This window comes from Paenibacillus sp. fava2, assembly GCF_058313675.1.
In genome coordinates, this window is sequence record NZ_CM177755.1 from 4,833,370 (window position 1) to 4,845,404 (window position 12,035).

Here is a 12,035-nt window from a genome sequence, read left to right on the forward strand (position 1 = left end):
CGCTTACGGGGTATATTCGTACATGTAATCCTGATTGATTACCTGCGGCTCTCTAATCTCTGCCGGAAACATGGCCTCTGCCATCCGGATTGCTTTTAACATCGCCTTCGCTTTGTTCAGGGTCTCTTCGTATTCCTTCTCCGGCACCGAATCCCAGACAATACCCGCTCCGGCCTGTACGTAGGCCCGGCCTTTGCGGAAGATAATCGTACGGATCGTAATACAGGAATCCATATTCCCGGAGAAGCCAAGGTACCCGATCGCTCCTGCATAAGCGCCCCTGGCTTCCCGCTCCAGCTCGGAGATAATCTCCATCGCCCGCAGCTTGGGCGCACCGGATACGGTTCCTGCCGGCAGGCAGGACAGGAAGGCATCGAAGAAATCCTTGTTGTCATCCAGCGTTCCCGACACATTGGATACCATATGCATGACATGTGAGTATTTCTCTATCTCCATAAAGGAATCACATTTGACTGTGCCGAACTTCGATACCCGGCCCAGATCATTGCGGCCCAGGTCCACCAGCATCAGATGCTCTGCCCGTTCCTTTTCATCTTCCAGCAGCTCCTGGGCCAGTGCCCGGTCCTCAGCCTCGTCCGCTCCCCGCGGCCGGGTTCCAGCAATCGGCCGCGTAGCCACCCGGCTGCCGTCTACCTTCACCAGCGCCTCCGGAGAGGTGCCGACGATGATCTCCTCATCCATCTTGAGGTAGTACATATACGGGGAAGGATTCAGTGTGCGCAGCATCCGGTACACATGCAGCGGAGATACCTCGGTCTCAATATGAAGCCGCTGAGACAGCACTACCTGAAAAATATCTCCCGCACGGATGTACTCTTTGGCCTGCTCCACATTGGCAATGTACTGCTCCTTGGTCAGGTTGGAATGAATCTGGCCCAGCTCAATATCCTCCGGTATGCTCCGGCGGTTGACGTTTTCCTTGGGTCCTTCCTTCTGCAGCTCTTCAGCGAAGTCTTCCAGCTTGCCGTTCAGGGCTTCGTAGGCAGCCCGGATATCCGAATCCGTATCGCCGTCCTTAATGTGCAGATTCCCTATGAGCAGGATCTGCTGCTTCACATGGTCAAACACAATGATGCGGTCGCAGAACATAAACCGGATGTCATCCGTCCCGAGGTCATCTACCGCATGCGGGGACAGCTTCTCATAATATTGCAGCAGGTCGTATCCGAAGAACCCGATCGCCCCGCCGGTAAAAGGAGGCATCCCTTCCAGCTTGGGGCTGCGATAGGAGCGGAGCAGCGCTTTGAGCTCTTCGATCGGTTTGCCGGTGAGCCGTCTCTGCTCATCGCCAACTTTGACATGGATGACGTTCTTTTTTCCCGAGATGGTCAGAAACGGATCGCTGCCGATAAAAGAATGACGGGCCCACTGGATTCCGCCTTCTACACTTTCCAGCAGAAAGGCATGGGATTCACCGGCAAACCGCTGAAACAGCCGGATCGGCGTCTCCATATCAGCCAGCAGTCTTTTTACTACAGGAATCAGGTTATACTCCCGCGACAGCTTCACCACTTCTTCGATGCCAGGGTACGTCATTTGGAATACCTCCTTGGAATGGTCAAATCTATAATCCGGAATACAAAAAAACCTCTACCGGAGTAGAGGTTGTGTAGGTAAGTATATGAAAAAGCGCACTGGACAGGGCATTATTCTCCGAATTAGATAACATCGTCCTGTAGAGAATATACGGGTAGCACAAATACTACCATGAAGTACATCCATGCGGACATATGTAAAATAAACGGAATGCCTCAGATCTAACATCCTGCACTCATCTCAACTATACTCAACTAGGCTCAAACTAAACTCATCTTCTCTCGGCTAACTACACTATACATGATGACGGTGTTCATTGACAACCCGCAGCAGCAAATTAATTACTTGCTCTGTGAGAGATCAGGGCGAAGCTTCTTTGCTTCATTGAGGTAGACGTGACGGATATCCCGCTGTGACTTGTCCGTATTGACCTGCACCATCAAACGGATACACTTCGGCAGGCCGCCTTTAACAGGAATTTCGACGGAGCACATCAGCGGCACCAGCTCCCAGCCTTCGATCTCGCGGATGGCCCGTGCCGGAAACGTAGCATCCAAATCACCGGTCACAGTAATCCAAACGCTGCAAATATCTTCAGCAATAACATCATTGCGCTCGACAATTTCCCGGAGCAGTACTACGGTTTCACGTAAAATTTCATTTTCTTCATTATTGACGACGGTCGTTGCGCCGCGGATCCCCCGGTTTACCATGGGCTCCCCTCCTTCTTAAGCTGTGCTATAACTTCACGCACGTCACTCTGCTGTATATCATTAATGATGCTCACAGCACCGATTGAATCTGGCACAATAAAGGTCATTTTGCCTTCCTTGAACTTCTTGTCATGCATCATTGCTTCCATCAATTCATCCTCGCTGTATTCCGCCGGCAGTCTGACCGGCAGCGACAGCGCGGACAGCATGGATACAGTATCCTCGTAAATGCTGCGATCCCGGCCCAGCTTGGCCGCAAGCAGCGCTGAACCGGCCATACCGATCGAGATCGCTTCTCCATGCAGGAACACACCATAGCCGCCTACCGCTTCAATGGCATGGCCGATTGTGTGTCCCAGGTTCAGAATGGCCCGCAGTCCGTTCTCACGCTCGTCTGTACCGACCACCCGTGCCTTAATGGCGCATCCGCGCTCCAGTGCATAACCCAGCGCCTCGGCATCCAGAGCCAGCAGCTCTGTAGCATTCTCACGGCACCAGTATGCAAATTCCTGATCAAGAATAAGGCCGTGCTTCACCACTTCAGCCAGACCGGAAGACACCTCGCGTGGCGGAAGCGTGCGCAGTGTATCCAGATCATACAGGACCATGGCTGGCTGATAAAAGGCGCCAATCATATTCTTCGCCAGCGGATGATTAACAGCCACCTTGCCCCCGACACTGCTGTCATGGGCCAGGATGGTTGTCGGAATCTGCACAAACCCGATTCCCCGCATATAAGTAGCAGCCACATAACCCGCGAGATCACCGACGACTCCGCCGCCAAGCGCCAGGACCGCTGAGCTGCGGTCCAGCCCGGCCTGAATGGCCGTTGTGATCACTTCTTCGTACACAGCAAGCGACTTGGAGGCCTCACCTGAAGGTATAACATGACTGACCACAGTATAGCCCTGTCCGCGAAGCGAGGCTTCCACCACGCTCAGATAACGCGGAGCTACCTCACTGTCACTGACCACCAGCAGCGGGCTTCGCAGCGGTAAGCCCGCTTCCCTGCAGCGCTCCCCGATACCTTGCAGCAATCCGCTGCCGATCAGGATCGGATAGGAGCGCTCGCCCAAATCTACTGTTATGCTGCGCATATCAGTAGCTCTCCAGCTGGGCCAGATAATTATTGTAGTTGGCTCTGATCTCCTCAAGCGAATCCCCGCCGAACTTGTCGAGGAAGGCTTTGGCAAGCTCCCAGGCTACAACATTCTCCAGCACTACACAGGCTGCAGGGACCGCACAGGCATCGGAACGCTCCACCTGCGCCGTGAACGGCTCTTTGGTGTCGATATCTACGCTTTGCAGCGGTTTGTACAGAGTCGGGATCGGCTTCATAACGCCGCGGACGACAACCGGCATTCCATTGGTCATACCGCCTTCAAATCCGCCCAGCCGGTTGCTTGCCCGGTAGTATCCGCGGGATGGATCGTACATGATCTCATCATGCACCTGCGAGCCGCGCAGAACGCCTGCTTCGAAGCCGATACCGATTTCCACGCCCTTGAACGCGTTGATCGACATAACCGCTCCGGCAATTGCCGCATCCAGCTTACGGTCGTACTGCACATAGCTGCCGAGGCCGACAGGCAGACCTTCCACGATACATTCCACAATACCGCCGATGGAGTCGCCTTCCTCCTTAATCTTGTCTATGTAAGCCTCCATCTTCTGCTCGGTCTCTTTATCTACAACTCTCACAGAAGATTCTTCGGTCTTTGCAATGAGCTCATCAATAGGCAGATCGTTTGCCGGCGCTTCAATCTCGCCGATCCGGATCACCTGTCCGGCAATCTTGACACCGAACTCCGCCAGCAGCTGGCGGGCAACAGCACCTACCGCTACTCGTGCTGCCGTCTCGCGGGCGCTGGAACGCTCCAGCACATTGCGCAGATCTGTATGGTTATATTTGAGTCCGCCATTTAGGTCTGCATGTCCCGGACGCGGACGGTTCACGCGCCGCTTCTCCTCATCACTGCCGGGAATCGGCTCAATATTCATAATATTCTTCCAGTGTGTCCAGTCCTTGTTCTCCACTACAAGGGCTACCGGGGCACCTGTTGTATACCCGTGGCGTACTCCGCCGACGATCTGTGCCGTATCCTTCTCGATCTGCATCCGGCGTCCGCGGCCGTAGCCCTTCTGTCTGCGGTGCAGCTGAAAATTAAGCTCTTCGAAATCAAGTGTCAGATTGCTGGGCAATCCCTCGATAATGGCTGTAAGCTGGGGGCCGTGCGTTTCCCCCGCTGTTAAGTAGCGTAAACTCATGACGCGTTCCCCTTTCACACTTTTAAACTGTAAACCGCTAAAATATTAAAACTCTTGCCTCATTATAGTATAGCCTACACGCTTTGACAAGAAAGGATAAGCTCCGCTCGGACGGCAGCCTTATACAAAATACCCCCGCAAAGCGGAGCCTTTACATTGGTGCTGACTCAAGTACTTTGCGGGGGGCGCTTTCATTTCAAACAACAGCGCCGCCCGACTCTTTCGAGCTCAGGCGGCGCTGCGCACATTACGGTTCAGAGCTTCCACGTCTAGCTTCCGATCCTCTGCTGCGCCTCAGGTATGCTTTGCTTACCTTCCTCCTGCCTGAGCAGGCTCTGCAGCTGCAGCTCTTCGACGCCAAGAATTTGCCCGCACTCGCGGACAGTCAGAAACCCGCGTCTGTACGCGGCAATGACCTTGCTTTTGTCCATGTGGATTAACGACCTTTCGCATAGCATACGGTACCTACTTCTCATTATCACTGAAAAGAGGATAAAGTATACCCGCTCCGGGCAGAACACCGGCCGCTCTGTGCATCCTGTTATTTTTTACGGTAAAAGAAGGTCTCCGTCGATTCAAATCCGTATTGCGCCGGAGTAAAAATCTGCTCTGTGCTGCCTACGAACAGATACCCGCCGGGACGCAGGCTGGCCGAGAATTTGTGATACAGCTTATTCTTTGCTTCCTCTGTGAAATAGATCATCACATTGCGGCAGATGATCAGATCAAAGCCGTCATCAAATTTGTCGAGCAGCAGATTCTGCTTGCGGAATTCGATATTTTTCTTGAGCGTTTCACTAACCTTGAACACCGGACCCTCCGGTGTGAAATAGCGGGCTGCTACATCCTGGGGCACATCCTTCAGGGAACGCTCCAGATAGAGTCCCTGCTTCGCCTTGGATAGTGCACCATCATCAATATCCGTTGCAAGAATGCCGGTCTGGGTCAGCAAATTCTTGTCCGACAGGATCATCGCCAGTGTATACGGCTCTTCTCCGGTTGAACACGCGGCACTCCACAGCTTCAGCCGGCGGCCTGAGCGCTGAAGCTCGGGCAGAATAACATCCCTCAGCACCTCCCAGCGGTTCGGATTACGCCAGAATTCAGATACATTGATGGTCATCCGGTCCAGAAATTCATAGAATAAAGCCTTGTCCTTCATCATTGCGGCAAAAAAATCAGTAAAGGTATGATATCCGTTCTTCATCCGCAGTGTGGTCAGGCGGCGCTTCATCTGCGCTTCCTTGTATTGGGCAAGATCTATTCCTGTGCTCTGCTTAACATTATGAATAAAGCCGGTATAATCCGGGTCTTGCACTGTTGTCTCTTCACGATCAGCCATCATTCATCCCTGCCTCCTGCCGAAATTTACATCCAGACCGCGATGTCTTTATTGTAGTCAGCCAGTTCATCAGGAGCGAAGAAATTGGCGATTTCGCGTGCTGCGCTTTCCGGAGAATCCGAACCGTGAATCAGGTTAAGCGGAGTGTGGCTGGCAAAATCACCGCGGATCGTTCCGGGCAATGCTTCGCCTACTTTTGTTTTGCCGATCAGCAGCCGGGACAGGGCAACCACGTCATCGCCCTCCCACACCATTGCGAACACAGGACCGGAAGTGATAAAGCCTACAAGCTCCGGGAAAAAGTCCTTACCCTCGTGCTCTGCATAGTGCTTCTTGGCCTGCTCTTCCGTAACCTTAATCAGCTTGGCGGCAACCAGCTTAAACCCCTTATCCTCCAGACGGGCTACAATACGTCCGATTAATCCGCGCTGAACACCATCCGGTTTGATCATCAGATACGTCTTTTCCATAGAGCCACTCTCCAATTTCACTTTTTATTTTCTGATATTATCAGAAAGCACGCCATCTGTGAACGCTTAATATTCGGCTCTCCGGCAGTTAATATGCCCGTCCGGTCACAAAATAGGCAATATCGCGCAGATTGCGTCTGGTCTTGTTGACAGGAAGCTGCTCCAGTGCGGCCAGCGCCTTGTCAATATAACGTGATGCCAGCTCCTCTGCCCGGGTAATACCGTCACCGGACAGTATCAGATCAATGGCACGGCCGACTCCGGCCTGTCCGCTGCGGATCAGCGCAAGCTCATCCAGCAGCGGTGTACGCAGCCGGCTGTCTTCCAGACTGTAAATGACCGGCAGCGTAATATTGCCCTGCCGCATATCACTGCCGGGAGGCTTGCCGATCTGCTTCTCGGTTCCCGACAGATCCAGCAGGTCATCCCGGATCTGGAAGGCCATCCCGACGTTGTATCCGTAATTATAGAGCAGGCGGGCCGTCTCCGGCTCTGCGTCGGCAGCCAGCGCCCCCAGCTCACAGCTGATGGCTATCAGGAGCGCTGTTTTGCGGCGGATGCGCCGCAGATAATGGCGGACACTTTGTCCGCTGTTGAAGAAATCGCGGATCTGCTCCATTTCTCCGATCGACATCTCCACCATCGCCTTGGAAAGAATCTGGTGAATCCGCGGATTCTGGAGCTCCGAAGCCATTACCAGCGCCTTGGCATAAATGTAATCACCGGTGTACATGGCGATCTTGTCGCCCCACTTGGCCTTGACGGTAAGCTCTCCGCGGCGCAGCTCGGCATCGTCGATTACATCGTCGTGAACCAGCGAAGCGCTATGTATCAGTTCAAGCGGAATCGCCACACGCTTTAGCTTCTCGAGATCATATTGCCCGAACTTGCCGCCCATCAGTACAAAGACAGGGCGTAGCCGTTTGCCGCCGGCCTTCAGCAGATGTAGCGAGGTTTCCGCCAGCAGTTCATCATCGCCCTGTACACTGCGGTACAGCTCTTTTTCTATCTGGTCCATGTCCTTACTCAGCATTCCGAAAATTTGCATTCGCTTCATTCTTTCACCCGTGTCAGCAGATTGCGGCTCCATAACTCCATCTTCACTTCCTGCGGCAGCAGGCCCATCTCATAGGCATAGCGGAAATAGAGGTTCAGACCTTCCTGCTGCCTTTCCCCAAAATCATAACATAAATTACTGAAATAGCCGTCCCAGTATGCAGCAGTGCCGCCAATACGCGAACAGGCTTCCCGGATAATTGGTGCAGGATTACGCACACCGCGCTGTTTGCTGTCCACAAAAGCTGCGGCAATCTCGGCAATAGCCTCCGGCTTGTCCTTTGCCGCTTCGCGGTTAACGGCCCAGACGGCAAAGGTCATGCTGTGACCCGTCCAGTCTTTCCATACCTGCCCAAGGTCTGTAACCAGATAACCCTGGTCCTGCCAGGCCGCCTTGATCGCATGGTCGCCAATCAGCAGGCAAGCGTCAGCCTGATCCATCATACTGTCCAGATCAGGCTCAGCCGTAATGTACTCTGGTTTGCCGCCGATGGCTTGTTCCATCAGAATCTTCAGCAGATTCACTGAGGTGGCTGATGTGTTCGTAACGGCAATCCGACCGCTCCCTATTTGTGCTGCCGGAACCCTGGAGAACAGCAGAATCGACTTGACCGGCCCGTCTGCACTGACCGACAGATCCGGCAGCAGCAGCAGCCGGTCGCTCGCTTCTGCATAGGCAAAGGAGGATAATGCCCCGACTTGGATAGTCCCTCTGGACATCCCCTGATTAAGAATGGCAGGTACTTCACTCACCATCTCTGCCGGATGCTTCAGGGCAGAGGGGTTAAAATTGTGAAATACCGGCCATGAGTTGGTGTAGCTGATTTTACCGATTACCGTATGCTGCTGGTCCTTCATTCATCTTCCCCCCATCTGCGGAATAGGCTGTGTTCAATACCGAAGCTGTCGAGAACCTTGCCGACCATGAAGTCCACCAGGTCATCCATAGTGCTCGGACCGAAATAGAATGCCGGCATCGCCGGAATAAGCTTCACTCCAAGCCGGGACAGTTTCAGCATATTCTCAAGATGAATAGCATGCAGCGGAGTTTCACGCGGCACCAGCACCAGTGGGCGCCCTTCCTTCAGCATTACATCAGCAGCCCGAGTCATCAGATTATCCGAGCTTCCATGTGCTACAGCAGACAGTGTACCCATGGAGCAGGGCATAATAACCATTCCCTCCGTCCGGAAGGATCCGCTTGCTATGGAGGCGCCGATATCAGCAATCGGGTGATAAAGCAGAGAACCGGGATGGCCCTTGAACTGTCCGTTCAAAAAGCCTTCCCGGTCTGTGACGTTAAAACCCAGCTCCTCCTTGAACACCCGCCAGCCCGCATTGCTGACCACAAGATGGACAGTGTATCCCAGCGACAGCAGGGTTTCTGTCAGACGAACCCCGTAAATCCCGCCGCTTGCCCCGGTAATGCCAACTACGAAATGTTTAGGTTTCGGCCCGGTCATCTGAACTGCACCACCAGGTCAATCAGAGTGAAGGAAAATACCACTATGCTGAGCACACCGTTCATGGTGAAGAACGCCGTCTGAAGGCGACTTAAATCGCTTGGCGACACGATATGATGCTCATAGAACAGGATAATATAAGCAATAATCATGCCCGCCACATACCACCAGCTCAGGTCTGCCATAAAGAGCAGTGAAATGAATCCGATTCCGGTTAGAATGTGGAAAGCCTTGGCAATAAACAGCGCACGGGCCACTCCAAAGCGGACGGGGATTGAATAAAGGCCCTCCCGCTCATCAAATTCGACATCCTGGCAGGAGTAGATAATATCAAAGCCGGCTGTCCAGAAAACAATCGTGAAGTAAAAGATCATCGCTGTCCAGTCTACATTTCCTGTAACCGCTACCCAGCCTCCCAGCGGAGCGAGTGCAATCGTCAGCCCAAGGATGAGATGGCAGGCCCAGGTGAACCTTTTGGTGAAGGAGTAAAACACAAGCAGAAAAACGGCTACCGGCAGAAGCTTGGCCGACAGGGGATTCAGCTTGAAGGCAGCCCAGAATAATAAGAAAAAGGAAATAGCGATAAATACCGATACTTCTCCGACCTTGAGCAGGCCGGCGGGGATGGCTCTCCCGGCTGTCCGGGGATTCTTAGCATCACTGATCCGGTCAATCAGCCGGTTCAGCCCCATGGCCGCACTCCGTGCGCCGAACATGGCGACGACAATCCAGCCGATCTGCGGCCATGACGGCAATTCGCCAAACATGACGACCGATCCCAGCAGTGCGCCCATAAAGGCGAAAGGCAAAGCAAAAACAGTGTGCTCAAACTTGATCATTTGTAGAAAAACGCCAACTTTTTTAAACATTACAGTTCTCCTTGAACCCAATATGTAGTGCTGCGATGCCTCCGGTCAAGGGGAAGGATTCCACTTTCGTCAGTCCGGTTTCACGGAAAATCACCGAGAGCTGCTCTCTGTCCGGGAAGAGGGCCAGTGATTCGGGTAGCCATTTGTATTGTTCGTACCGCTTGGCAAACAATTTGCCGAGGAGCGGGAGAACCTTTTCGAAATAAAAATAATAAATGCCCTTGAATGGCTGCTTCATCGGCTTGGACAGCTCCAGACAGACAACCATTCCCCCGGGTTTCACCACACGCTTCATTTCGTTCAGCACTTGAACGAGATCAGGCACATTGCGAAGCCCGAAGCCTATCGTTGCGTAGTCGAAGGAATTGTCGCCGAACGGCAGGTCCATCGCATTGCCCTGAATCAGTGAAATGCGGTCCTGAAGGCCCTGGGCCTCAACCTTGCCGCGTCCCACTTCCAGCATGCCTGCACTGAAATCCAGGCCCACTACAGAGCCGGTCTGGCTTGCTTCAGCCAGCGCGATGCTCCAGTCACAGGTACCGCAGCACAAATCCACTGCAGAATCCCCGCGTTTCATCGCCATCTTGCGCATTGTGAATTTGCGCCAGGCCTTGTGTCGGCGGAAGCTCAGGATATCATTCATCAGATCATATTTACCGGCAATGCTCTCAAACACGGAATGTACAAATTGCTCTTTCGGCTGTGCGTTCGTTTCTCCCAGAGCGGAAGTCTTCTCTATAGTCATTCTTTACCCCTCCACGGCTGCTTGTCCGGAAATTTTCGTCTGCAGGAGGAAGCGGTCCAGAGCAGTGTTAAGCCCACTTACCAGATGCTCGTCCTTAATACCCTGTAAAAGTCCTTGAATGGACTGAATCGACTGATGCAGCTTGTCGGTCAGCAGGGTATCGCATTTATATTTCATTTTGAGCTTTTTCCAGTCCTTCAGGTCCAGCTTCTGCTCCCGGAGCAGTATTGTTTCTTCCTCTGCAGCACTCTCGAGTATCTTCCAGTAGCAATACCCGTCCCGTGCCGCCGCCGGATCATTGCCGCGCCGCAGCTCGGAGCATACAGTTTCGCAATGGCTGAATTCGGCCAGCAGCTTCTCCCACAGGCCGGCAAGGCTCTCTTCAATATGTGGTGTAAAAGAAAGGAACAGCCGCATATTGAGCTGTACCGAATGCCGCAGGTATTGTTCCGAGGAGAGCAGCCGCTCCTTCATTTTGCTGTACAGCCGGGCTTTCAGCACGTTAAAATCGGCGATGGCCGAGCTTAGGCTGCCCACCATTCCGATTTGGCCGCTCTTGGCCAGCAGATGGTAGAACCAGCTGCTGAAATAGTCACCGGCCAGCACCTTGAGCTGCCGGGAACGCATGACATCTCCGCCCGGGTCATCGCTCACGTGCTCAATGCTCTCATGCGTGTCAAGAGCAAGCTGAACCAGACCTGTAACCAGCGTATACAGCTCCTTGCTGCGGTCTTCACCCGCATTTCCGTAACTCAGAAAAATATATAACAAATGACTGCGACCATCTGAAAAAGGCGGCAGTTCCGTATGCCGCTGAATCATGTCGTAGTCGGTGTAAGGTTTAGCTAATTGCGGTATGCGGTACGGTTTCATTTCAGCCTCCGAAGCCATTGACGTTATTACAATATCTTTGTTCACAATCTTGTCTATTATATCACATGTTTTTTTGTCACGCACATGGCACGTTCTAGTTTCTTTTACCCACATCAGGGATAAATGAACTGCTTGCGCCACAGCTCACTTTCACTAATACGGAAGCCCTCCTTCAAAACATCCGGCAAAGGGCGGTTGCCTGTATTCTGCAGCAGCTCCTGAAGCCGGAGTGACCATTCCGTACGGCGGATATCACCTGCGAGCAGCAGACGGCGGCTGTCCAGCCATTTATCCTCCGCGACAATCCGCAGCAGCAGCTGATCAACATTGTCCGTCTCCTGGAATGCAAAAGAAACCGCCAGTGCCATGTTCCGGTACAGCTCCTCCGGCTCGTGATCATTACCGGTTACCTTGAGATCAAGCGATAAAACCCCGTTTTTCCAGCCGGCGCTCCCGATGTCCAGACTGAAGGGCAGGCTGCTTAGCGTATCTACGATATTCTCATCAGCAAGTATGGTTCCATCCCCGCCAAGCGTCTCCACCGCATGCTGCGGCAGGCCAGCTTCCAAGGTAGCCAGCTGCGGCAGAATTACAGCAGAGGCAGCGGTCACCAGCAACACCATTCCGATCAGCCAGCCCCGGTTCATAGCCTGCCCCCTTATCCATCGTTTCCGCCAGG

The 12,035-nt window shown here is 53.3% G+C and carries 14 protein-coding genes; all 14 read right to left on the minus strand.

What is annotated here, in order from left to right; all coding sequences use genetic code 11:
- Positions 1 to 3 precede the first annotated feature (3 nt).
- Complete coding sequence (gene trpE, locus AC4G46_RS21250; RefSeq protein WP_491124463.1) at positions 4 to 1,557, minus strand: anthranilate synthase component I; 1,554 nt, start codon at positions 1,555 to 1,557, stop codon at positions 4 to 6.
- Positions 1,558 to 1,898: 341 nt separating this feature from the next.
- On the minus strand, positions 1,899 to 2,270 hold the full coding sequence (gene aroH, locus AC4G46_RS21255; RefSeq protein WP_090719796.1) for a chorismate mutase: 372 nt from the start codon (positions 2,268 to 2,270) through the stop codon (positions 1,899 to 1,901).
- A complete protein-coding gene (gene aroB / locus AC4G46_RS21260; RefSeq protein ID WP_491124464.1) occupies positions 2,264 to 3,367 on the minus strand; it encodes a 3-dehydroquinate synthase in 1,104 nt (367 codons plus the stop codon). Before aroB ends, aroH begins: the two co-directional genes overlap by 7 nt.
- A gap of 1 nt (position 3,368) precedes the next feature.
- On the minus strand, positions 3,369 to 4,538 hold the full coding sequence (gene aroC / locus AC4G46_RS21265; RefSeq protein ID WP_221798043.1) for a chorismate synthase: 1,170 nt from the start codon (positions 4,536 to 4,538) through the stop codon (positions 3,369 to 3,371).
- A gap of 269 nt (positions 4,539 to 4,807) precedes the next feature.
- Positions 4,808 to 4,969, minus strand: a complete 162-nt coding sequence (locus AC4G46_RS21270; protein WP_167360800.1) for a hypothetical protein — start codon at positions 4,967 to 4,969, stop codon at positions 4,808 to 4,810.
- Between the two features lie 110 nt (positions 4,970 to 5,079).
- Positions 5,080 to 5,880, minus strand: a complete 801-nt coding sequence (locus tag AC4G46_RS21275) for a CheR family methyltransferase (protein WP_491128946.1) — start codon at positions 5,878 to 5,880, stop codon at positions 5,080 to 5,082.
- Positions 5,881 to 5,906: 26 nt separating this feature from the next.
- On the minus strand, positions 5,907 to 6,350 hold the full coding sequence (gene ndk, locus AC4G46_RS21280) for a nucleoside-diphosphate kinase (protein ID WP_068729935.1): 444 nt from the start codon (positions 6,348 to 6,350) through the stop codon (positions 5,907 to 5,909).
- A gap of 88 nt (positions 6,351 to 6,438) precedes the next feature.
- Complete coding sequence (locus tag AC4G46_RS21285; protein WP_491124465.1) at positions 6,439 to 7,407, minus strand: polyprenyl synthetase family protein; 969 nt, start codon at positions 7,405 to 7,407, stop codon at positions 6,439 to 6,441.
- A complete protein-coding gene (locus tag AC4G46_RS21290) occupies positions 7,404 to 8,264 on the minus strand; it encodes a menaquinone biosynthetic enzyme MqnA/MqnD family protein (protein ID WP_491124466.1) in 861 nt (286 codons plus the stop codon). Before AC4G46_RS21290 ends, AC4G46_RS21285 begins: the two co-directional genes overlap by 4 nt.
- The gene (locus AC4G46_RS21295) at positions 8,261 to 8,869 is read right to left on the minus strand and encodes a UbiX family flavin prenyltransferase (RefSeq protein ID WP_491124467.1); all 609 of its coding nucleotides are present in this window, start codon (positions 8,867 to 8,869) and stop codon (positions 8,261 to 8,263) included. Before AC4G46_RS21295 ends, AC4G46_RS21290 begins: the two co-directional genes overlap by 4 nt.
- The gene (locus AC4G46_RS21300; protein WP_491124468.1) at positions 8,866 to 9,738 is read right to left on the minus strand and encodes a UbiA-like polyprenyltransferase; all 873 of its coding nucleotides are present in this window, start codon (positions 9,736 to 9,738) and stop codon (positions 8,866 to 8,868) included. The genes AC4G46_RS21295 and AC4G46_RS21300 overlap by 4 nt, the downstream gene beginning before the upstream one ends.
- Entirely contained in the window at positions 9,731 to 10,483 is a 753-nt protein-coding gene (locus tag AC4G46_RS21305) for a demethylmenaquinone methyltransferase (protein WP_491124469.1), read from the minus strand. Before AC4G46_RS21305 ends, AC4G46_RS21300 begins: the two co-directional genes overlap by 8 nt.
- Before the next feature lie 3 nt (positions 10,484 to 10,486).
- A complete protein-coding gene (locus AC4G46_RS21310) occupies positions 10,487 to 11,356 on the minus strand; it encodes a heptaprenyl diphosphate synthase component 1 (protein ID WP_491124470.1) in 870 nt (289 codons plus the stop codon).
- Positions 11,357 to 11,469: 113 nt separating this feature from the next.
- Positions 11,470 to 12,003, minus strand: a complete 534-nt coding sequence (locus AC4G46_RS21315) for a hypothetical protein (protein WP_491124471.1) — start codon at positions 12,001 to 12,003, stop codon at positions 11,470 to 11,472.
- Positions 12,004 to 12,035: the final 32 nt, after the last annotated feature.